We start from the raw sequence: 22,651 nt of genomic DNA, 5'->3' as shown, positions 1-22,651 counted from the left end.
GAATAGTGATGATAGAAAACGTGAGAAGGGGAAAACATCTATTGCTTTCCCCTTCTTTCATATATCTCTCACTAGATAAAAGATTCGTTTTACTCGATCTCGATGCTATGTTTTACCGGAGTAAGAATGAACGTGAACTCATAGTCGCCGTAAGGAATCTGGTATTCCGGGAGTGCGATAGTTCCCCAGCTATTTACACAGCCTAATCCCATCTGTACCTTATCGAGACAAAGGTTTGTCAAGTCGGCTTCCTCTACTTCTGGAGAGTGTCTTTGATCCTTTCGGGCACCGTCGTCCAAAGACTCTATCGTATAATGCAAAGCGGAAGCGGAGAATGGGGCAGAGGCTACGACCTCGATACCGTTGCCAGCCTCGTTCAGCATTTTCCACCAGCGGATATCCGATTTCGTTCCATTCTCTTGCGGACGGATATACGAATAGAATTGCTCGTCTACGGTCTGGCGGTAAATAGCCAAGTCCGCGTTACCCTTGCGGTCGATATAATTCTCCACGGGACCACGGCCGTAGTATTCGATATTCTCGAAATATCTCGGCATCGGCATTTGCATACCGAAGCGGAACATGGGGGATACCTTGGCATTCTTGTCTGCTGTCATTTTCTGGGTAACCTTGATCGCACCCTTGTTATTGATCACGTACGTCAAGTTCAACTTGGCGGATACGGTCGGCATATCGTAAACGGCCTCTACGATCACTTGCTTGTTCTCCATCCGTTGGTTAAGAGAAGTCAGCTTCATTTCCGGATTCTTCCATGCGGCGTACTTCTTCTGTAGGCCAGCTCCGAAATCATTGTCTGTCGGCGCACGCCAGAAGTTAGGAGTCAAAGCCTCTCCTTCCTTGATCATGTCTTGGCCGTTTACCTCGTATTTGATCAGGTAACCATTCTCACGGTTGAATTCGGTACGGAAACCACAACCTTCCACGATCAGGTAATTGGCGTCGTTATCTTGTACGGCTGGAGCCTTGGTTTCGATATTGGTTGTTTCCACGTTTTTCAAATCCATAGATGGAGCCTTGTACGGGTTCAACGTCAGCTGATCCTTGGCCACGGTATGTCCGGCGGGTAATAAGCCCTCACGGTTCTTCAGTTTATAAGATACATTCAGCAACCATTCCGTGCATTGGCAAGTCTCGCCTAGATCCAATCGGATCGTTGATGTTTGTTGGGGAGCTACTTTCAGGTCATCGACACGTCCGCTACGAACAACCTTGCCGCCTTTCAGCATTTCCCATTCCAGATAATAAGCGGAAAGGTCACGGAAGAAATTCTCGTTGTACACCTTGATCTCACCTTTCGACAGATCGCCGGGGGTTGTCCAGATATCTTGGTAATAATACCCCACCTCGTACATATGCGGGTTCGGAACACGATCCGGGCTGATCAAGCCGTTATCGCAGAAGTTATTATCGCTAGCGTCGAACTTATTGAAATCGCCGCCATAAGCATAGATCATTTTCCCGTTCTTGCCGGTCCAGCGCACGGATTGATCCACGAAGTCCCAGATGAAGCCCCCTTGATATTTCGGGTATTTACGGATCAAATCCCAATATTCCTTGAAACCTCCTTGAGAGTTACCCATGGCATGAGCGTATTCACATTGTATCAAAGGCTTTTGCATGGAGTTATCCTCGCTGTATTTAGCGCAATCCTCGTAGTTGTAATACATCGGGCAGAAGATATCGGTCTTTCCGTTCTTTCCGGCCTGTTCGTATTGTACGGCACGGCTGGGGTCTTCGTTCTTGATCCAGTCGTAAGCGGCCTCGAAGTTAGGACCGTATCCAGCCTCGTTACCCAAGGACCAGAAGATGATACTCGGATGGTTGAAGCCACGTTGGACGTTACGTTGGTTACGTTCCAGATGCGCTTTCTTATAAGATGGGTTCTTGGCTAACGTCTCCTCGCCGTATCCCATTCCGTGAGACTCTATATTGGCTTCGGCTACGACATAGATACCGTATTTATCGCAAAGATCGTACCAGAAGTTGTCATCGGGATAGTGGCAGGTACGAACGGCGTTCAAATTGAATTTCTTCATGATCTGTATGTCCTGTATCATGCGTTCGCGTGAAACGACATAACCGCCATCGGGATCCATCTCGTGACGGTCGGCACCCTTGAAAAGAACCGGTTGCCCGTTCACGAGTATCTGGGCGTTCTTTAATTCGATCTTACGGAAACCTACTTTTACGGGGATTACCTCGATTGTTTTGCCTCCCTCTTTTAAAGTAGCCCGTAAAGTATATAGATAGGGAGTCTCCGCAGTCCATTTGTGGGGAGAGGAGACTTCTATCGTCGTGCTGACCTTTCCGGAAGCGTTCAAGGATTGGGTAGTGACAGCTTTATTCTGGGCATCCAATAGTTCAAGCTCTACTGTACCTTTACCCTTCATGGTCAGGTTGACTGCCAACGAGCCATTTTGGTATTGAGCGTCCAGATCCGGAGTCACACGTATATCGGCGATCTGTTGCTTTGGGTTACGGGCGTATAAATAACAATCACGTCCGACACCGCTGTAACGGAAGAAATCTTGGTCTTCCAGATAAGTGCCATCACACCAGCGGAATACTTGGAAAGCAATCAGGTTTTTTTGTCCGGGTTTCAAGTAAGGAGTTAAGTTAAACTCCGCTTCCAGCTTGCTGTCTTCGCTATAGCCTACGTACTTCCCGTTTACCCACAAATACATATTGGAGGTAACGGAACCGAAATGGGCGATGATCTCTTTTCCGTTCCAGCTGGCAGGAACCATGATCTCACGACGGTAGGAACCCACATGGTTATTAACGGTAGGGACCTCGGGCGGGTTGTTCTTGAATTGCTCACGCCAAGCGTAACCAACGTTTACGTAGAGAGGATCTCCATATCCGTTCAGTTCCCATACACCGGGCACAGGCATATTGTTCCATCCTTTGTCGTTGTAATCGGTCCGCCAGAAATCGGTAGGACGAGCGTCAGCGTTCTTTACCCAAAAGAATTTCCAAGGACCGTTCAAGGTCATGAAGTTCTGGGATTGTTCCTTGGCGTCCTTCGCTGCCACCTCGGCGGTCTCGTAGGCGAAGAAATTGGCGTGCATCGGGGCACGGTTTACGGCGTTGACCTCGGGGTCTCGCCACTCATTCGACTGGGCTACCGCTGTGAAAGCCAAAGCGGCAAACAGTCCGGTCATAAGTTGTCTTTTCATGCTATTATATTTTTAATCTGCTTTACGGAATTGCAAAACTAAGAATAAAATTCCGGGTATGGCAATAATTCCGGCGGAAACTAACAGGGCGACACGTAAAGAATAGAAATCATTTAGCCAACCTATAAATGGGGCGATGGCAGCGAATATCAAGCGGATCACAAAGTTACGGATCGACAAGACCGTAGCCCGCATCTCCGAGAAGGTCATTTGATTAATGTAACCTTTCAAAATCGGTGTGGCGAAGCCCCGGACTATATAGAAAATGAACAAGATCGCTAATCCCCAATAAGTAAGGTTATAAGCGAGCGATATATATCCACCTACGATTATAAGTAGTATAAACGTGTTTGATTTACGCATCCCGAAATACCGCTCTACCTGATCAGAATAGAGGGCGGACAATCCCACAGTCAGATTGAGCACGGTCCAAATGACACCGTAATAGGAGGCCGGGGTTTCCAACTTCATCAATACGGGCTGCACGAACCATGCCATCGTTAATGTAGCGGCTCCGATGATACCGGAGAACATGATGTTATAGCATAGCTTACGGTTCGTGACCAAGGAATATTTCAAGATGCGGAGAATCTCGGAAACCGGGTTCTGCACCTTGCTCTTAGTATTGAATTCCTGCAAGGCGAACGCCGCTGGAATGCCGATAAAGGCGACAAACGCTTGGGCGTAAAACGGCAATCGCAAGGAATAGGCGGCCAGCAATCCACCGAATATCCCGGCGATGGCCTCGGCGAAATTACCGATCATCGTGATACGTCCCTCATACCGCAAATAAAGTTCTTCTTTTTTATATCGTACGGTTGTATCGTAGAGCAGCGCCGAATCCGCTCCGTTTACCAAGGTTTGCCCGGTTCCCAACAAAATCTCGGCGAAGAGAAATGCCGTGAAAGTGGAGGTGAAAGAATAACATAGGTACCCTCCAAAGAAAAGTATACAACCTAGAATCAAGCATTTCTTACGCCCCCATACGTCCGCCAGATAGCCCGAGGGAATCTCCAAAGTGACAGCGGCGACCGAGTAGACACTCTTCAAAATAAACACGTCTTGTAGTCCTAAACCATGATCCTCGTAGAATAGGACAATGATAGGCATTACGAGCGAGAACCATTTGGATAACTTGATCAGATAGAGAGCGAGTATATTTTGTTTCATATTTTTCAACGGGATTGCCCTGTCGTTTTTATTTAGACACGCGAATGTATGAATTCTTTGCCAATAGCCTGAACTTTTTTAGGAAGCTTCTGTTCTTTTTGAAAAAGGAAAAATATGGTATTCAATCAACTTGATATTCATTTACTGATTACGGCCATTTGTGTCATATCATCCGCCTTGATATGCTATACGATCGGGGTCTGGGGCGAGCGTTTCCAAGGACAGTTAAAAGCGTGGCATCTTTGGTTTTTTGTATTAGGACTTTATGCGGACGCTATTGGAACGGGCTTGATGGAGCATATCGCCCAACTGACCCATTTACATGATACGGTACATACCGTAACGGGAATTATCGCTATTTGCTTGATGCTGATCCATGCGATCTGGGCGATTTGGACTTACTTTAAAGGTTCGTTAAAAGCCAAACAGCATTTCAACAGATTTAGCATTGTTGTGTGGTTCATCTGGTTAATTCCTTATTGCATCGGTATCTACATGGGGATGTCTCTCCATAAATAGAGGCCATCGCTCATATATCTTGAGAAATAAATCGTACATTTGGTGATATGTTTACTATATAAACGAGGTGATCGCCCTCTACGAGCGTTCCGCCGAGATGAATCCATTCTCCTCGAAGTTCGATGCTTGGCAAGCCGGCAAATGTCAATTAACAGAAGAGGAGAAACTAGGCTATGAGCTTTTCAAGGAAAAAGGGCTATGTGCCGAGTGCCATATCTTGGATCCCGACGAACGGGCCGGGAAGGTGCTATTCACCGATCATACCTATGATAATCTGGGGATTCCCTCAAATCCGGGCAATCCATTCTTTAAGGTTTCGGCTCCCTATAATACGTGTGGTAAGGATACGATGGATCTTGGCTTGGGCTCACGACTGCGTGATCCGGAAGAATACGGGAAGTTCCGTGTGCCTACGCTCCGCAATATCGCTCTGACAGCTCCATATGGCCATAATGGATATTTCAAGACCTTGGAGGAGATCGTACATTTTTATAACGTAAGGGATGTAGAGGATTTCCCCCCGGCGGAATATCCCGAGACCGTAAATAAGGATGAACTGGGGAACTTAGGTTTATCTCAGGAAGAGGAGACTGCGATTGTCGCTTTTTTACGAACATTGACGGATTGCATCAAATAAAAATCAGTCTTTCCAAAAACTTTCTCCAGCCCTTGATAGTTTTCTTATAAAATAAAAAGAAGAGTTTAAACTATGGCGAAGAAAGTTGCGGACCAGTTAGTGGATACGCTGGAAAAAGCAGGCGTACGACGTATATACGCCGTGACAGGCGATAGCCTGAATGAGGTGAACGAGGCTGTTCGGAAAAACGGCAGATTGCGGTGGATTCATGTCCGTCATGAGGAAACGGGGGCTTATGCCGCTGCGGCGGAGGCCCAGTTGACAGGCGAGTTGGCTTGTTGCGCAGGTAGTAGTGGCCCCGGGCATGTACATTTAATTAATGGGCTGTATGATGCCCAACGATCCGGAGCACGGGTCTTGGCGATCGCTTCCACGATCCCTTCCCGGGAGTTTGGTACGGAATATTTCCAAGAGACAAATACGATCAAATTATTCGATGATTGTAGCTATTATAACCAAGTAGCCACTACGCCGGAACAATTTCCCCGGATGCTTCAAGGCGCTATGCAAGCGGCGATTTCATCATGTGGGGTCGGGGTGATCGGACTTCCCGGTGACTTGGCGGCAGAGAATGCTACAGCGGGTTTGTCCTCTACCTTTTCTTTTCCTACGCGACAACGGGTTTGTCCCGCCGAACAGGAAATCCGGGAATTAGCGGATTTGTTGAATAATGCGAAGAAAGTGACACTTTATTGTGGAATAGGGGCGAAAGATGCCCTTCCGGAATTGGTGCAGTTGGCTAAATTACTGAATGCTCCGGTAGCCTATTCTTTCAAGGGTAAGATGGAGATCCAATACGATAATCCGAACGAGGTGGGGATGACCGGTCTATTGGGCATGCCTTCCGGCTATTATAGTATGCATGAGGCAGAGGTGTTGGTGTTGTTGGGAACCGATTTTCCATACGAGGCATTCATGCCAGAGAGCAACACGATCGTACAGGTGGATATCAATCCGAATCGTCTGGGGCGTCGTGCCAAGATACAATTGGGGCTTTGTGGCGATGTGAAGGATACTTTGGATGAGTTGATTCCGTTGATTCACCAGAAAGAAGATGATAGTTTCTTGCGGGAACAGTTGGCTAAATATGAGAAAGTTCGGGAAAATCTCCGTTCTGCCGCCGCTGTCCGGGGGAAAGAAGAGAAGATACAGCCAGAGTACGTGATCTCGGTCGTAGACGAGCTTAGCTCGGACGACGCCATATTTACCGTGGATACGGGTATGACTTGTGTATGGGGTGCCCGCTATTTGCAAGCTACGGGTATGCGGAAGATGTTGGGATCATTCAATCATGGCTCGATGGCGAACGCCATGCCGCAAGCGATAGGGGCGGCATTGGCTTATCCCGGCAGGCAAGTCGTTGCGTTGTGTGGTGATGGAGGTATCTCAATGTTGTTGGGCGACCTTGCTACGATCGTGCAATACCATTTGCCGATTAAATTAATCGTATTTAATAACCGTTCCCTAGGAATGGTAAAACTTGAGATGGAGGTGGCCGGACTGCCGGATTGGCAGACCACGATGCTGAACCCGGATTTCGCCCGGGTCGCCCTTTCAATGGGAATGGCGGGCTACAACGTGATCAACCCCGACGATGTATTCCCCACTTTGCAGAAAGTGTTTAACGCTGACGGACCGGCCTTGGTTAACATCATGACCGATCCGAACGCATTAGCGATGCCTCCCAAGATTGAGTTCTCCCAAATGCTTGGTTTTGCCCAGACCATGTATAAGTTAATGATGGAGGGGCGAAGCAAGGAGGTCTTGGATACCATCGATACGAATCTAAAACATTGGAAAGATGTGTTTTAAACTCTCAAAAGAGCTGGATAACCGCTTTAGATTTCGCGCTTTGAATGGCAGCGTCCAATATCCGCACTACCATTAGGTTATTCTCCAACGAGGAAAGGTCCGTGGGAGGTACGTCAATCTCTTTACGGACAGCGGCTTTCAAGAAATAAAAGGAATCATTATAAGGAGCGTTCAAGGAAGGTGCTATTTCTTGGCGCTCCTTTCCGTTGGTATAAATTCGCATTTCCTTAGGCGTATCTTGGTAAATATATCCTTTGTCGCCATAGATATGCATATCTTTTCTACCCATCGGCCAACACCATGATCCCATGATCTGGACGGTTGCGGAAGGATATTCCACGATAATAGTTGCGTCATCGTCTACCTTGGGATAAAGATTCGGTTTATTCTGCCGTAGTACGGCGTATACGCTAAGAGGCTTTTCATCTTTCATGAGACGGGTGGCTAAGTTGGCTCCGTAACATCCAAAATCGATAACTGCCCCGCCGCCATTCAGCATGGGGTCGGTTAACCAGTCCGTGAACTCTTTTCCGCAGTTGATCTCGAAGGGACCTTGATGCCCGTCGTATACGTTGATACGATCGATCTTCCCGATAGCACCGCTGTCGATAAGGCGGAATGCCTCATGGTTGGTATTATACCACGTAGTCTCGTAGTTGGTAAGCAACAAGATATTTTTCTCACGGGCGAGCGATGCCATTCGGGTAGCATGTTCGTTATTGACGGCTAATGGCTTTTCTACCATAACATGTATGCCTCTCGGTGCGCAAGCCTCTACCACACGAAGATGGTCGTGGATCGGCTCGTATACGATGACCGCCTCCGGATGGGTCTTATCCAGCATCTCGCCAAGGTCCGCATAGAATAGGTTAGGATCCAGCTTATCCCGCAGACCGTTATGTTCCCGTAAGTAATCATCTTTCTCGGCGACTCCTACAATCTTGAAATCGCCTCTATCCAAACGGCTTATCACCTCCCATAGATGTCCGTGGGATACTCCTGCCACGGCCAGTCGCAAAGGCTCTCCATCTTGCCCTTTCGCCGTGAGAGTTAAGAACGTAAATGCACATAACATAAGTAAGTAACGTGTGATCTTGTGTATATTCATGATATTATCTATATATAGTTTTTACAAAGATATACGATTATTTCTTACCTTTGCAACCCATTACTTATTCAGATTAAGGAAAACAGTATAATTTAGAAATATAAAGAAATGGCAAAAGAGCTGAAAGAACTTACACCGAGAAGTGTAAACTATTCGCAGTGGTACCAAGATTTGGTAATTAAGGCAGATTTGGCGGAGAATTCCGCCGTGCGTGGTTGTATGGTGATCAAGCCTTACGGATACGCTATCTGGGAGAAGATGCAACGTATCCTAGACGATATGTTCAAGGAAACCGGTCATGTGAACGCTTATTTCCCCTTGCTGATCCCGAAGTCTTTCTTAAGCAAAGAAGCTGAGCACGTAGAAGGGTTCGCCAAGGAGTGCGCCGTGGTTACTCACTATCGTTTGAAGACAAATCATGACGGTACGGGGGTTGTCGTAGATCCGGCAGCTAAACTGGAAGAGGAATTGATCATTCGCCCGACTTCGGAGACCATTATATGGAATACATACCGTAACTGGATTCAGTCTTACCGCGACCTGCCTATCTTGTGCAACCAATGGGCGAACGTGATGCGCTGGGAGATGCGTACTCGCTTGTTCCTTCGTACGGCTGAGTTCTTGTGGCAGGAAGGCCATACCGCTCACGCTACTCGTGAAGAAGCGGAGATAGAAGCTAAGAAGATGCAAGAGGTTTACGCGAACTTCGCTGAGAATTATATGGCAATGCCAGTAATAAAGGGCGTGAAGTCTGAGAGCGAGCGTTTCGCTGGTGCTTTGGATACCTATACGATCGAGGCGATGATGCAGGATGGAAAAGCTTTGCAGGCGGGAACTTCCCATTTTTTGGGACAGAACTTCGGTAAGGCTTTCGACGTTACTTTCATCGACAAGAACGGCAAGAGCGACTATGCTTGGGCTACTTCTTGGGGAGTTTCCACACGTTTGATCGGTGCGTTGATTATGTCTCATTCCGATGATAACGGTTTGGTATTGCCTCCTCATTTGGCTCCGATTCAGGTTGTGATCGTCCCGATTTATCGTAGCGCTGAGCAATTAGCGCAGATCAGCGAGAAGGTCGCTGGTATCGTGGCTAAGTTGAAGGCGTTGGGTATCTCCGTGAAATATGACGACGCTGATAATAAGAAGCCGGGCTGGAAGTTCGCTGAGTACGAGTTGAAAGGTGTTCCCGTGCGTTTGGCTATGGGTGGTCGTGATTTGGAAAATAATACAATCGAGGTGATGCGCCGTGATACTTTGGAGAAGGAAACGATCACTTGTGATGGCATTGAGGAATACGTGAAGAATCTGTTGGAGGAAATCCAAGCGAATATCTTCAAGAAAGCGTACGATCACCGTGAGGCTAACATCATAAACGTAGATACGTATGAGGAATTTAAGGAGAAGATCGAGGATGGCGTCTTCATCATGGCTCACTGGGATGGAACCCCAGAGACAGAGGAATTGATCAAGAACGAGACAAAAGCTACGATCCGCTGTATTCCTTTAGCTGGAGATAAGACTCCGGGTAAGTGTATGGTGACAGGTAAACCGTCGGCTTGTCGGGTACTGTTCGCCAGAGCTTATTGATTGTTATGCTAAAAGATGAAATAAAATGAGGGATGCTTTAACCGAAGGGCATCCCTCTCTAAGAAAATGAGCTACCACGAATTTATACTTGTCGTTAACTTTAGTAGCATCATTATCTTGGTGTTATTGGCGATGTTGTTATTGATTGCCACTCGGTTTCGTGGCGAGAGTGGTTATGCCGCAGCGATTATCGTTCTTCCTAACATCCCTGTTTATATTTACAACATGAGCCGCATGCTTGGTTGGCATGATATAACGTTGTTCTTTTTCCCTATCAGTTATTCGGTCAATACGCTGTTGATGCCGTTGCTGTGGTTATTTACCCGCCGCAACTTTGATCTTGATCCTCGTTTCAAGCCTGTCCAATTGTTGCATTTTTTACCGGCGATTGTCTGTGTCGTTATCGTGTTATCCATTCCTATGCGGAAGCGTATGGAGAGTATACTTCATGAGGTCACCGGTGATGATACTTGGATCGGTGATTTTAACGCTGCCGTGATTACCTCGCAGATGATCGGTTATTTTGTCGCTATCTTTATTTATCTTTACCGGAAGAAGCAGTATATAAAGGATAATTGGTCTGATGCCGAATACATGCAAAAGGAATGGATTCCGAAACTTATGATCCTGTTCGCTGCCTTGTTTGTCACCGTGATGACCTGCTATGCGATTTGGCCTCGGACTGATGCTTGGTTGATACAGATATTGAATGTGATGGCGATGAGCTTCCTCGTCTATAATTTTATTGCTCATCCAACTGTTCCTTATATCCAAGGAACGTCACGGATGCTCGTTAAGGATGAGACGGTAGGGTTTCAGTCTATACCAGACGAGGAACAAATGAGAGATATATGTTCCCAAGTGAAAGAGTATCTGGAGACAACAAATGCTTTCCTGCGAAAGGACCTTTCCTTATCCATCTTATCGAGAGAGACTGGTATTTACCAAAAATTACTTTCTCGGTCGATCAACGAATACTTAAAACAGAACTTCTTCGAGCTTATCAACGAGATGCGAGTGGGGGAAGCCAAGCGAAGGTTGCTCCTGCCGGAGAATGCTGGTCATACGGTAGATAGCCTTTATGAGGAATGTGGTTTTCGGACTCGTTCCACGTTCTTCTTGGCATTTAAGAAGGTAGAGGGTTTGTCTCCCGCCCAGTGGCTTAATTCGGTAAAAAAACATACGGATCAATAAACGCAACAGCTAAAAAGAGTACATAAACTCTTTCCGGGTCTGATTTTATTACTATATTTGTGTCGCTATCGTCAGATAGCGGACATATTTAGACACTAGGAAAGTGTTTAGCTTCGTTCTCAGAGATAAAATCTGGTAAATTTTTCACGGGAGAATAAGTTGTACTCTTCACGTCATTGTTATATGCTATACGTATATGGACAAAGGGCGTGGGCTGTTGCTTATTTACCGTACGGGTTTACCAGAGCCTATCTCTTAAATAAGTTAATAGTCCCACGCTTTCCTCATATTAATACTATCCGGATCGGGGCTTACCGGATGTACATCTTCGAGGCATTATGAAAAAATATCTACCACGTTTCTCTTTCTTTTTAATGATTTTACTCCATTTCATCATGAAATCAGTCTGAATATACAGCTTTCGGACTTCTCTAAACATCTTGTTTTAGGTGATTCGGGAAATAAACACTCTCTTTGCGGTATCGATTGAATCTGTTTGTTTACTTCTGAAAGTATTTTTGTATATAAAGCATTTTTGTTTTATATGCATTTTATTGATGTGGATACTCTCGCTGATACCTTCTTGTCATCGAGAGGGAGAGGTTGGTCTTTCCCAAAATGATCAGGTGGGTATAGATAGTGTGGTCTCGGCCTGTCCGGACATCGATTCTCTACAATCATGTCTAAGGTATTTCGAGAGAACTGCAAATGAGCTGGGAGTGATACTCGCCTATAAGGAATTAGAGGTACGTTACCGGGAAGCGGCCCGTTTTAATGAGGCGATAGGATGCCACCGGGAAGGCTTGCGATTGGCTATGCAAAGGAAAGATACCTCGGAGGTCATACAGGCCTTGAATAATATCGGTACGAACTTCCGGCGGTTAGGTATCATGGACGAGGCCTCCAATTATCATTATAGGGCATTGTCGTTGTGCGAGAGACTGGGTGATAAGGAAAGCTATAAAGCAAGAAAAAACCGGACCATTTCCTTGAGTGGTATCGGAAACGTGTATCTAACATTGGAAAATTGCGAGATGGCCGACAGTATTTTCCGAATAGCGCTGGAAGAGGAACGTACCTTGGATAGTGATCTCGGCTTGGCCATGAACTATGCGAACCTTGGCTCTATCTTCGAGATGCGTGGCATGATGGATTCCGCTTTTGTTTATTACAATTATTCTATGGAGCATAATCGTGCGGCCGGGTCTGTTGTCGGCATTTCGCTTTGCCATAACCATATAGGACGCTTGTTCGAGAAAAAGGGACAATGGGATCAGGCGATACGCGAATATCGTAACGCATACGACCTTATGGTGGCGGACAACGATCTGTATCATTGGCTGGAATCGTGCCTGGCCTTGGCACGGGTGAATATCTACAAGGGAGATCTGCGAATGGCGGAGGCTTTCTTGGAGCATGCGGAGGGTGCCGCTAAGGTGCCGCGGGCGTGGAAGCATTTGTCGAGCGTGTATCATCTGGATTACTTGCGTTATAAGAAGCTGGGTGATTATAAGAATGCCCTCAACGCTTATACATCAAGTCTCGCTTATGCTGATAGCATGCGAAATACTGAGAATATGAACCATATACAGAACCTCCGTGTGGACTACGAGAAAGAGAGGAGCAACCGGAAGCTTTCATTGATACAGAAGAATTATGAGATGGGGCAGCGTACCAAGAATATTTTCCTGATCGCTTGCTTGATCGTACTCTTCCTTACGGTGGTAGCGATGGGCTTTTTATGGTATGCCTTGCGGATGAAGTCCCGCAATCAGCAGGTGATGCGGCGCATGGAGGAGGTGAGGGCCAATTTCTTCACGAATGTCACGCATGAGTTTCGTACGCCGCTGACGGTTATCTTGGGTGTGTCGGAAGAGTTGCGGAAAGGGGGAATAGGCGAGGAGGAACTCAAGACCGGGCTGAATATGATTGGACGGCAGGGAAAGAACCTGCTGGAATTGGTGAACCAATTATTGGAAGTGGCGAAAGTGAGATCTGAGATTGGCGATCCGGAATGGAGGACTGGAGATATCGTAGCTTATACGAGCATGATCGTGGAAGATAACCGGGCGTATGCCCGCCAAGGGCAGGTAGACCTTTGTTTTACTCCTTCGGAGACGATTATCAGCATGGATTTCGTGCCCGAGTATTTCCGGAGGATCATGGATAACTTACTCCGTAACGCTATCAAGTTCACGCCGAGAGGTGGGAGGGTTGTCGTGACGATGGAGTGTGTGGGGAGTATGCTTGTCACGCATGTGGCGGATACGGGCTGCGGTATAGCCGAGGAGGACTTGCCGCATATCTTCAAGGCTTTTTACCTAGGTGAGACCGGAGGGGCAGGCACGATGGGCACGGGGATCGGCCTTTCTTTGGTACGGCAGATGGTGAGGAGCATGGAGGGCCGGGTGAGCGTGAAGAGTACGGCCGGGGTTGGTTCTGAGTTTGTCGTGATGTTGCCATTGAGACATGGCGACTCCTTCTGGGAACGTTGGGTACCCGGCGAGGAATCTAACGATAACGCCTCTCATCCGGAACCGGACAAGACCGTGATACTGCCGGATGCGACGATGGAGCCGGATAGCACGTCTATGCGCCCGTCTATATTGATCGTGGAAGATAATGCGGACATTTCTTATTATATCGGCCGGCTGCTTAATGGTGCGTATCAAATAATATATGCGCAAAACGGAGCGGAGGGGCTGGAGATAGCGGCGGAGCAAATGCCGGACTTGATCCTCACCGACTTGATGATGCCCGAGATGGATGGCTATGAGTTATGTAGGCGGGTACGTGAATCCGAGGTGTTGAACCATATTCCGATCATTATCATTACCGCAAAATCAGGAGGAAAGGAACGTGTCTGTGGCTTAGAAGTCGGGGCGGACGCTTATCTGGAGAAGCCTTTCAATGCGGAAGAGCTGAATATCCGGATAACAAAGTTGCTGGAACAGCGTCGTTTGCTGCGTGAGAAGTATTCCAAGGCTATGCGTGAGGGGACAGAACTGAATGTAAAACTAAACCCTGCCGACCAAGACTTCTTGGCTCGCCTGAATGATTATATATATGCGTTGATATCCAACCATGGCTTGAACTCGGACATGGTAGACGATAAGATGTGCATGAGCCGATCCCAGTTGAATCGCAAGGTCCGTGCCATCACGGGCTACAACACTTCCGCCTATATCCTGCAGATGCGCATGGAGAGGAGCAAACGCCTCTTGGCCTCTACCGAGGAACTGATCGGCGACATCGCCCTTAAATGCGGCTTCGAGGATGCCAATTATTTCGCCCGCCTTTTCAAGCAGATCTTCAATGTAACGCCTTCGCAATACAGGAAAAGCCTCATTCAATGATTCCGTGTAGCGGGTACTTCCGTGTAGAAAGGGGCTATGAAATTGAGAAATCCATATTTAACCTCATCATTGGGAAATCCGAGGGTATAGATATTGAATTCCGGATTGAAATCCTTGATGGTCAGATAGCCACTTTGGTAAATCACCGGGATAGGTCGGGTGGCGTCGGCTGTACATGGAAATATATTATAAACCAATCCGGGTACAATCCATCCTCAAGAATAACTCTTGTTTATAGAGCGTCTGTTACGATGGGCAACGTGACGTGCTTACAATGGGCATTATAAGGAGCTAATAATGCCCATTGTTATTCTTCCATAGATTCTATCGGAGGCGATTCGGCCGGCTAGCATTTCTAATCGACTGCTCTTTAATTAGTTAATTATTTTCAATGCGCAGATTCTCTTGGTTTGTCCTAGTGAAATGCGTCGATTATCCTATAAGAATGCGTCATTTCTCCTCACGGGCGATCGCTCTCGGGGCTAATTTTGCGAATAAAGAAATCGGACGTTTCACCAAATCTGGTTCGAGTATGGAAGAAGAAAAACACAAGAAGCCTTTGCTTTCTTATGAGGAGGTGATCGAGGTCATCGATGAGCGCATCTCGCGTGACGAGCCTGCCACTGCCGACGAGCGGATCAAACGTGTCGAGGAAGTGGCCGAGCAAATGGAAGAAGAACGTAAAAAAGGGATATCGTGCCGTAAGAAGGTTTCTCGCTTTTTTCGGAGATCCTTGATAAATCTGGACCGATCCATCAGAAGGTGTTTCGGTAAATAAATAGGAATGAATTATTAATCTAATGAATTAAAGGAAATGAAAAAGCTAGTATTTATTTTATCTGCCATGTTGCTCCTAATCGGGACAATGGACGTGCAAGCCCAATGGGGAAAGAAACTCCTCAAGAAAGCGGGTGAGAGTGCCAAACGGGCAACGGAGAGGAACGTGGAACGGAAAGTGGAACAGACCGTAGACAAGGCTTTCGAGGGAGCGGAGGATGTGGTGACGGGGAAAGGGAATAATAATAATGAAAAGGAGGAGCCACCAACAAGTACAAATTCACAAGGGAATTTTGAAACTATGGATGATGGGGAAGATCTGGCACAGCAGGAACAGCAACAACCACAGCAATCACTCGAAATGACGTATGCCAAGAGTGACTTCGTGCCGGGGGATGAGATTATTTTTGAGGATGATGTGACCCGGGAACAGATAGGAGAATTCCTCAGCCAGTGGGATTTATTAAAAGGTACTGTTGAGATCGCTCAAATCAATGGCGATAAGGTGATACTTTGCGTGAGTCAGGATGATCCGGTCATTGCACCGCTATTCGATAATATGAAAAGTTATTTGCCGGAAAAGTTCACGCTGGAATTTGACTTTTGGGTAGGGCCTTTTACAAAAAAGGGAGATGATGAGCCGGAAAATTGCTATATCGTACGTTTTTACAAACCCGAATCGGGAAGTCGTGTTCAAACTATCAATCTTGACGACTGGTATTATAGTGCTTCAGACCATCGTACACGCCTAAGATGGGACTTTATTCCTTCCTCTGGGGAGAACAGCCGTAGCGGAAGCGATGACTCTTTTCGGACTATCCCGAACTCATGGAACCACTTCTCACTGTCCTTCAATCAACGGGCAATGAAAGTTTACATAAATGGTATCCGCTATGCCAATATTCCGAATACGGTAGCACCCGGACATTTTGACATACAGTTTTATAGAGGCGGTGGATATTTTACGAATAACACTTCCATCCGCAACATACGTGTCGCCAAAGGCGCAGTGCCATTGTACGACCGCATGATGAGCGACGGTAAGTTCATCACGTATGGCATCACCTTCGATGTCGGCAAGTCCACCATCAAACCAGAGAGTATGGGTGAGATCAATCGTATCGTCAAATTAATGACCGATAACCCCGACCTGAGATTCTCCGTAGAAGGCCATACCGATAGCACCGGCAACGAGGCTTCCAACCAGACGTTAAGCGAGGCCCGCAGCAACGCCATCGTAGGTAAACTGGTTGAACTGGGCATCAGTGCCGATCGCCTCTCCGCTTCCGGCAAAGGACAATCATCTCCCATCGCCGATAACGGAACGGACGAGGGTCGTGCCAAGAACCGGCGGGTGGAGTTTGTCAAGATGTAACGAATAAGTGAGCGATATGAAAAAGAAATTCTACATACTGATGTGCTTGGCGAGCCTCGTCTTGATGGTGACGGCTTGCGGCGGCAAGGAGAAGATCAAGGAGAAGCTCCGTGCGGCTACCGAGGCCGTAAAGGAGCGGAAGGAAGCGGCCGCCTCCGAAAAGGGGAGCGATCTGGAAATGGATAAACAAGGCGACAGGCCGGATAACGGTGCCTTTGTCGATCCGTCGCTCACGCCGGCCCAGCGTAAGGCGATCGACAAGGAGAATCCGTGGTTCGCTCGCAACTTCCGTATGGAACTGACAGCTAAGTCAATGGGGAACAAGGTGAACGTGGAAATACAAAAGTCGGGCAAAATCCTTTATTACCATTTCTGGAACAACTCTGGCAATGTCGAGACGCTTATCCTGCTTGACGAAGGCGATTATAAGATTTACCAGATTTCGTCTAAAAACAAGGTGGCGCAGCTAAAGGCGACTTCCGACTCGGACTATTATGCGTTCTTTTGCGACAAGATAGGGAATGTGTATGGCATTGTCCATACTGCTCAGAAAGAGAAGAAGGTGGAACAGGACGATAGCTTTGTCCAGTCCAGCACGCAAGAATCTGTCGGGGTAGAGGACGTGCGTTGGGGCGGCTTCGATTGTGAGAAGATCACCCGTGTCACTGGTACCGAGAACGACCTGAGTGCCGGGATGAAAGCCATAGGAGACCTCTTTGGCACTAAATCCAGCATGGACAACTCGATTAAAGACTTGAAACATATCGAGACGACCGACATCGTCTGGATTGAAAAGAATAGCGGAGCTGTGGTACACCGCAAGTTCTCCGTGAAAGGAGGAGCCGGAATGGGTAACTATGCGGAACGGATGAAACCGCAACCCTCCGTCACGTTGCTCACCTTCTCGCCCGATCCGTCGTTGATACCGACCTCTCAGGAGGGCTATAAACTGGTGAAATAGGTATTCATATAATATAGAATGTATAACACGCTCAAATAAGAAAGCCATGAAGAAGCTATCGATTCTACTACTCAGTCTTGCCGCTATGGGAGCATTCGCTTTCGTCTTGCCTTCCTTGCCCACCGGGCAAAGTGGCGCTTATCCTACGGAAACGGCTTTTATGGCCGAGGCCGAAGAGATGTTCCAAAAAGGGAACAAGCTTTACGAGCAAGGCTATATGCTACAGGCGAACTACTATTACGGGCAAGCCGTGGTAGCCGTGGCCAGCCTTCGCTACGGGTTGAGCGAGCTGATCTACGTAAAACAGCGCGACGAGAGGGCCGCCGCCAAGAAAGCCGCCGAAGAGAAACAGCGCAAGGAGGACGAGGAAGATATGGAAGATTGGGGATGGGAAGATGAGGGAGGACTCCTTACTGCGCTTACCAACCTAACCGGGAAGCTGGATACGATGACCGAAAAACTGAGCCAGGAGCTTGTCAATATGGAATTGGATGAGGACAGCGAGCGGAGCGAGGCTTGGGACTTGTTGGCTACCCAAAGCATAGCGTCGCCTTACCCTTACTTCTTCGAGGCCATCTCGTGGGATTACAAGGGAAAGGAAGATAAGGCGAGAGAATGCTACGCCAACGCGATGTGCAACCCCGCTTTCCCGTCCACCGTATGGGATTTCTCCTATTGGCAGGACCTTACGAGCGGCGAGCTCAGGGCCATTGCCCGCAGGCTGCTCCCCAAGGAGGAGGAATACCGCAAGTATTTTCACCTGAGCACCTATAGCTGCCCGCACCATTACCTTAATTTCGACGATGACTACCTGACGGCGAAAGCCGCCGACACCTTGGTCGTATTACCCACGGCCGTGGGAGCGGCGCTCATGCTGTATGAGACGGCCGTACAGGCGAACCCCTTCAACGCACGCAATTTCGCCGGTGCCTCGTTGCTGAGCGTACAGAACGGCGATAGCGTAAAGGCCGCCTACTACCTGAACGAGGGGCTGCTGATAGATCCGGAGAATAAAGGATTGCAAGCATTACTGAACGTATGGAAAGGAGGACACAAATGAAACGCATAGGATTCATATTTACCGTGATAACGCTATTCTGCTTGTCCGCTGTTTCCCGGGTGATAGCGCAATCGGATTGGAGCTTGATAAACTTCGACTTGATCAACCTGCCTTGCGAGCCGGGAAGCCATTCGTTGACCTATACCATGTATTACGGAGTCAACCCGTTTAAGGTTAAGTCGTTTAACGATATAGAGTGCCCCATCATCTTCGGGGGAGAGTTGGTCTGCACCAGATCCATCGACCTGAAAGAAAAGAAGGAGGCGGTAAACCGGGCCCTAAGCGACCTGGGCTGGAATTTCGCCACGCTGCGGCAAGTGATCGAAAGGGCGGCGCAAGCCAAGCCGAACGATATAACGAACGAGCAATTCTGGGACGACCTCGTGAGCATGAGCGGGTTGAACGGCCTGGCGGGAGACGCGTTGGCGCTGATCAGCGGCGTGAAGGATCGCGACAAGTATTACGAGGCGGAGAGGATACAGGGACGGCTCAAGAGCGAGGCGTACAAATACTTGGTGAATAAGACACTCAGCACGGTGGGTAAGATCTTCAGCCTGAAAGGGCGTGTCGAGATCTTCTTGAACGCGCGAGAACGGGATAAGCAGAAATGGATCAACTGCGTGGCCGAGGACAATCTGGTCTCGCTCGCCCGTTTCTATCGCATCGCCAACAACCGCTTGTGGCAGATCGCGCAAACGAAAGGACAGACGTGGGTGCTGCGCGTGAACGGTTCGGCCAACGCTCCTTTCTTTTATGAGGGAGAGATGTGCGTACAGCAATGGAAGATCAAGATGGAGCTGGAGAAGAGTTATCACGGGGCCAACGAGAAACTGACGGAGCAGCAGTTCTACAGGACTTTCGCTGGTGAGTACATCGGGTGGCTGGACGCCGAGGTGTTGTATGCAGAATTGGGATGCGCACTATTTTGTGGATAAGGAACTGCTACGTTTCGGACAAACAACGATCGTTGGAGACGCCCCGATGTTCGCCTCCGATATAAGGATAAACCAGTCGTATATGAAACTATGGGCGGAGAGCTGGGGCCTTGGCTTCAAGCACAGCACGAAACCCACGCAGGCCCACAACATATACCGCCTGCCGGTGAAGGTGGTGGTGAATATGCCTAAGAAACCGACCAAATCTGTTTACGCCAGCACGGAAGTATTCATGGGAGACAGGGAATGGATGCCGGGCGACAAGCCCCAGCCAGAGATCGAGACCTATTTCCAGTTGCAGCATAACGTGGCGGTATCCGGTACGGTCAGCGATGAGGGAATATCGTTCAAAGCCGATCACTACCTGAATTATTACGCCACGCGAGATTTCATCGTCATCGATGGGAACATAAACGACGGGCTTAGCATCAGCGGATTGGGAACGATCCCTTTCCGCAGCCAGGGTAGCGTGAACGACCCGATCCCCAAGGAGGGATTCGGAGGCAAGCCCGACGGGAGCATCCAGATACATATAGATCAAAGCTTGGATGACGTGGAGAAATGGGAGCGTATCCGATACGAATAGACGACAGAATATTCACCTTATAAACAAATACAACGATGAGAAAGATCTTGAACATCATGGCAATCGCCCTTGCGATATTCTGCAGGATACCGGTGGAGGTGCACGGCCAGAGTTTCTTGAAGAAACTGAAACAGAAAGTGGGCAACGTAGTAGGTACCAAGGATGATACCGCCGAGATAGGAGAGGAGCCTTTCGTCGGTGGAGATGGCGATCAGCCGACACGATCTGTCACCCCCACGGATAAGCTACAAAAACGTCGCACGGCTACCGCCACGTGGGACGAGATGATCGCTCCCAGCAGAGCCAACTCGCCGGAGGCCTTGCTGAACGAGCTTCCCCCGTTGCCTTCCGTCGAGAGCATCGTCTACCCGGAGGAAACCGCCCGTGCGACCTACTACCGCAAGATCGTAGCCGTGGATATGCGTATAACGGAACTGGATTCGATACATACCTGCTCGGACGAGGAGATGATCGCCCTCCGGGATAAGTTCTATGTAGAGTTGGCCGATATCAACGGGATTACGGTGGAGGAAATGAAAAGCTTGGAAGACCCGAACCTCCCCGAAGCGGAAAAGGAACGCTTGATCGAGAAGATGAAGAACGCCTTGGTAGGCGATACCCGGGGGCTTGAGGCCATGGGCGCCAATCTGGAGAAACGTGAGGCAGCCAAAGGAGGCAAGTTGACCAACGAGGAGAAGATGGCCTTCTTAGCGGAGAACCAAGGCAACCTGAGCGACCTAGGTTCCATGATGGAAAAAATGCAGGCGACGAACGAGAAAACGACAGCCTTCAACGCCAAGTTCGTCAAGCTGGAACAAATGACCGTGCAGCAAACCGAGAAGATGAAAAAGATACTACAGGCGAGCGATGGCGCAATCACGAGTTGCGAGAAGATCGCCGGGGAATACGAATCGGAATTAAAGACCCTCTATGCCCAAATCTATGAGACCGACGACAGCCAGAAGGTTGAGGAACTTTATGCCCGTGCCGACGAGCGGATGAAAAACTATCGCCTCCGTGCCGCCAAGCTCTGGCGCAACAGCCTGCAAACCCAATTGGATGGGGTAAAGGCCATGTATCCGGACATCGTGAAGTTGCAGAAAGAGATGATGCAGGAGGGAATCATCCCGGCCTGCGCCGAGAAACGTGCCTCGTTCAACGCCGTGACCAATTACACCAATATCTTGCACAAGGCGTATCGCGACTTCCCGCAACCGCGGGTGTTGCCGGTCTACATGGAGACGATCATTGAGATTCCCGAGGGTGAGCACCTGTTTTACGCGGAGAGTGGTTTCGCCACGTCGGTCGACGGCTTCTTGAACAACAGCCGCGTCTACACCGCCGACAATGCGGGCAAGAGATACCTTTACGAAAACGGCAAGAAGCGGGAACTGGGGCCGAACGATCCCGGCGATTTCCAAGCGAAAGGGGCACGGACGGAACCCACCTACGGAGCTTGGACCTCGGCTAGCGGCACACGCAAGGTGACCTACACGCGCGACGGATCGCTTACCCTGCATGACGGCACCTCCTTCTATCCGCTGGCTTTCAAGAAGGAGAGCGACAGGCTGGTGTGGATCATCGCCTCGTCTGCAGGTGTTGAAAAATGCACGTACAAACTATAGCGGTATTCCTCGTTGCGTTGTTGGCGCGAGCTCTCAGCGGATCGACCGCCTTGGCGCAGGATTACCAAAAGATCTTTGAAAAGGAATGGATAGAAGCTGATAAGTACGTGGCGGGATAACGGGAGGTCTGGAACTTGATCTTCCCGGAGTTCGGTATCCGGACGGAGTTGGCCGTGGCGGTTGTCTTCCCCGAATTGGTTCGTTACTCGGCCTTGATGGACTTTATGGAGACAACAGCCGTCAAGGCGCTTTACCAGCAAAAGGGGGTAAAGGGAGCCGATTTCTCCATTGGCCGCTTCCAGATGAAGCCTTCCTTCGTGGAGGATCTGGAACGACAGTGGATGCGAACGGAATGGCGACACGAGTACGGGATCTATTTCGATCTCTCCGAGACGTTGGAGGCCCACCGCATATGCGTACTCCGGCTGGACGACCGGAACTGGCAATGTATTTATCTGGCCATGTTCTTGAAACTGTTATACCGCCGTTTCCCGGAACTGGCCGAGGAGGAGGATATCGAGCAAGTCCGCTTTTGCTCCACCGCCTACAACGCCTCGTTTTACGGCACCTACGAGTGCATCCGTAGCAAAAGCGCCCGCCGCTTCTACCATACTGATTTCATACGTAAGTATTCGATAAACTCCCTCGTATATTGGGTAACGTATGTTCATAATGTCGTTTATTCATTTTATCGTTCTATGATTTATTGTTACATCAATTCAACCCAAAGATGTGCGGGTTCTATA

Annotated in this window: 17 protein-coding genes and 1 pseudogene; 15 read left to right on the top strand and 3 right to left on the bottom strand. The window is 48.6% G+C overall.

All coding sequences use genetic code 11. The features are described from left to right. Positions 1-89 precede the first annotated feature (89 nt). Together lacZ and NBH07_RS16050 are read right to left on the bottom strand one after the other, a co-directional pair. A complete protein-coding gene (gene lacZ / locus NBH07_RS16055; protein ID WP_005857161.1) occupies positions 90-3,200 on the bottom strand; it encodes a beta-galactosidase, LacZ type in 3,111 nt (1,036 codons plus the stop codon). Positions 3,201-3,212: 12 nt separating this feature from the next. Next, entirely contained in the window at positions 3,213-4,370 is a 1,158-nt protein-coding gene (locus tag NBH07_RS16050) for an MFS transporter (RefSeq protein WP_039848608.1), read from the bottom strand. Between the two features lie 114 nt (positions 4,371-4,484). Here NBH07_RS16050 and NBH07_RS16045 point away from each other — a divergent pair, with 114 nt between their 5' ends. The 3 genes and pseudogenes from NBH07_RS16045 (at position 4,485) to NBH07_RS16035 (ending at position 7,338) form a co-directional block, all read left to right on the top strand. Continuing rightward, on the top strand, positions 4,485-4,889 hold the full coding sequence (locus NBH07_RS16045) for an HsmA family protein (RefSeq protein ID WP_005857157.1): 405 nt from the start codon (positions 4,485-4,487) through the stop codon (positions 4,887-4,889). A gap of 79 nt (positions 4,890-4,968) precedes the next feature. Further along, a pseudogene (locus NBH07_RS16040) lies at positions 4,969-5,526 on the top strand (cytochrome-c peroxidase); the annotation flags it as partial. Positions 5,527-5,598: 72 nt separating this feature from the next. Next, entirely contained in the window at positions 5,599-7,338 is a 1,740-nt protein-coding gene (locus tag NBH07_RS16035; protein ID WP_005857153.1) for a ubiquinone-dependent pyruvate dehydrogenase, read from the top strand. A gap of 4 nt (positions 7,339-7,342) precedes the next feature. Here NBH07_RS16035 and NBH07_RS16030 read toward each other — a convergent pair whose 3' ends face one another. Then, positions 7,343-8,446 carry a Gfo/Idh/MocA family protein gene (locus tag NBH07_RS16030; RefSeq protein WP_005857151.1) on the bottom strand — a complete coding sequence of 368 codons (1,104 nt, stop codon included), beginning with the start codon at positions 8,444-8,446 and terminating at the stop codon, positions 7,343-7,345. A 108-nt stretch (positions 8,447-8,554) separates the two neighbouring features. Between NBH07_RS16030 and proS the strand changes: the two genes are divergently transcribed. From proS to NBH07_RS15970, 12 genes are all read left to right on the top strand, one after another. After that, positions 8,555-10,036 carry a proline--tRNA ligase gene (gene proS / locus NBH07_RS16025; protein ID WP_005857149.1) on the top strand — a complete coding sequence of 494 codons (1,482 nt, stop codon included), beginning with the start codon at positions 8,555-8,557 and terminating at the stop codon, positions 10,034-10,036. A gap of 66 nt (positions 10,037-10,102) precedes the next feature. Continuing rightward, positions 10,103-11,230, top strand: a complete 1,128-nt coding sequence (locus NBH07_RS16020) for an AraC family transcriptional regulator (protein ID WP_005857147.1) — start codon at positions 10,103-10,105, stop codon at positions 11,228-11,230. 557 nt (positions 11,231-11,787) lie between these two features. Further along, the gene (locus NBH07_RS16015; protein WP_005857145.1) at positions 11,788-14,586 is read left to right on the top strand and encodes a hybrid sensor histidine kinase/response regulator transcription factor; all 2,799 of its coding nucleotides are present in this window, start codon (positions 11,788-11,790) and stop codon (positions 14,584-14,586) included. Between the two features lie 391 nt (positions 14,587-14,977). Further along, entirely contained in the window at positions 14,978-15,364 is a 387-nt protein-coding gene (locus tag NBH07_RS16010) for a hypothetical protein (RefSeq protein ID WP_005857143.1), read from the top strand. 36 nt (positions 15,365-15,400) lie between these two features. Next, entirely contained in the window at positions 15,401-16,738 is a 1,338-nt protein-coding gene (locus NBH07_RS16005) for an OmpA family protein (RefSeq protein ID WP_009275135.1), read from the top strand. Between the two features lie 16 nt (positions 16,739-16,754). Then, positions 16,755-17,699: a hypothetical protein gene (locus NBH07_RS16000; protein WP_009275136.1), complete on the top strand. Its 945-nt coding sequence runs from the start codon at positions 16,755-16,757 to the stop codon at positions 17,697-17,699. Between the two features lie 46 nt (positions 17,700-17,745). Continuing rightward, positions 17,746-18,759, top strand: a complete 1,014-nt coding sequence (locus NBH07_RS15995) for a hypothetical protein (RefSeq protein ID WP_009017339.1) — start codon at positions 17,746-17,748, stop codon at positions 18,757-18,759. Continuing rightward, positions 18,756-19,694, top strand: a complete 939-nt coding sequence (locus NBH07_RS15990; protein WP_226766733.1) for a hypothetical protein — start codon at positions 18,756-18,758, stop codon at positions 19,692-19,694. Before NBH07_RS15995 ends, NBH07_RS15990 begins: the two co-directional genes overlap by 4 nt. Further along, on the top strand, positions 19,660-20,280 hold the full coding sequence (locus NBH07_RS15985; RefSeq protein WP_005857133.1) for a hypothetical protein: 621 nt from the start codon (positions 19,660-19,662) through the stop codon (positions 20,278-20,280). The genes NBH07_RS15990 and NBH07_RS15985 overlap by 35 nt, the downstream gene beginning before the upstream one ends. Before the next feature lie 35 nt (positions 20,281-20,315). Beyond that, positions 20,316-21,905 carry a hypothetical protein gene (locus NBH07_RS15980; protein ID WP_009017340.1) on the top strand — a complete coding sequence of 530 codons (1,590 nt, stop codon included), beginning with the start codon at positions 20,316-20,318 and terminating at the stop codon, positions 21,903-21,905. After that, entirely contained in the window at positions 21,887-22,024 is a 138-nt protein-coding gene (locus tag NBH07_RS15975) for a hypothetical protein (protein ID WP_154394869.1), read from the top strand. Before NBH07_RS15980 ends, NBH07_RS15975 begins: the two co-directional genes overlap by 19 nt. Before the next feature lie 15 nt (positions 22,025-22,039). Then, on the top strand, positions 22,040-22,651 hold a 612-nt coding region (locus NBH07_RS15970), incomplete at its 3' end, for a hypothetical protein (protein ID WP_250833558.1).

This window comes from Parabacteroides sp. B2-S-102 (assembly GCF_023656665.1).
Lineage (GTDB): Bacteria > Bacteroidota > Bacteroidia > Bacteroidales > Tannerellaceae > Parabacteroides > Parabacteroides distasonis.
This window is presented reverse-complemented; position numbering and strand designations above follow the sequence as displayed.

What these genes read in the sequence shown, in the direction of transcription:
- NBH07_RS16030 (WP_005857151.1), bottom strand. Translation starts at nt 8,446, where the DNA reads ATGAATATACACAAGATCACACGTTACTTACTTATGTTATGTGCATTT.
- NBH07_RS16005 (WP_009275135.1), top strand. Translation starts at nt 15,401, where the DNA reads ATGAAAAAGCTAGTATTTATTTTATCTGCCATGTTGCTCCTAATCGGG.
- NBH07_RS16010 (WP_005857143.1), top strand. Translation starts at nt 14,978, where the DNA reads ATGCGCAGATTCTCTTGGTTTGTCCTAGTGAAATGCGTCGATTATCCT.
- NBH07_RS16015 (WP_005857145.1), top strand. Translation starts at nt 11,788, where the DNA reads ATGTGGATACTCTCGCTGATACCTTCTTGTCATCGAGAGGGAGAGGTT.
- NBH07_RS15990 (WP_226766733.1), top strand. Translation starts at nt 18,756, where the DNA reads ATGAAACGCATAGGATTCATATTTACCGTGATAACGCTATTCTGCTTG.
- NBH07_RS15980 (WP_009017340.1), top strand. Translation starts at nt 20,316, where the DNA reads ATGAGAAAGATCTTGAACATCATGGCAATCGCCCTTGCGATATTCTGC.
- NBH07_RS16020 (WP_005857147.1), top strand. Translation starts at nt 10,103, where the DNA reads ATGAGCTACCACGAATTTATACTTGTCGTTAACTTTAGTAGCATCATT.
- NBH07_RS15985 (WP_005857133.1), top strand. Translation starts at nt 19,660, where the DNA reads ATGCAGAATTGGGATGCGCACTATTTTGTGGATAAGGAACTGCTACGT.
- NBH07_RS16000 (WP_009275136.1), top strand. Translation starts at nt 16,755, where the DNA reads ATGAAAAAGAAATTCTACATACTGATGTGCTTGGCGAGCCTCGTCTTG.
- lacZ (WP_005857161.1), bottom strand. Translation starts at nt 3,200, where the DNA reads ATGAAAAGACAACTTATGACCGGACTGTTTGCCGCTTTGGCTTTCACA.
- proS (WP_005857149.1), top strand. Translation starts at nt 8,555, where the DNA reads ATGGCAAAAGAGCTGAAAGAACTTACACCGAGAAGTGTAAACTATTCG.
- NBH07_RS15975 (WP_154394869.1), top strand. Translation starts at nt 21,887, where the DNA reads ATGCACGTACAAACTATAGCGGTATTCCTCGTTGCGTTGTTGGCGCGA.
- NBH07_RS16035 (WP_005857153.1), top strand. Translation starts at nt 5,599, where the DNA reads ATGGCGAAGAAAGTTGCGGACCAGTTAGTGGATACGCTGGAAAAAGCA.
- NBH07_RS15995 (WP_009017339.1), top strand. Translation starts at nt 17,746, where the DNA reads ATGAAGAAGCTATCGATTCTACTACTCAGTCTTGCCGCTATGGGAGCA.
- NBH07_RS16045 (WP_005857157.1), top strand. Translation starts at nt 4,485, where the DNA reads ATGGTATTCAATCAACTTGATATTCATTTACTGATTACGGCCATTTGT.
- NBH07_RS16050 (WP_039848608.1), bottom strand. Translation starts at nt 4,370, where the DNA reads ATGAAACAAAATATACTCGCTCTCTATCTGATCAAGTTATCCAAATGG.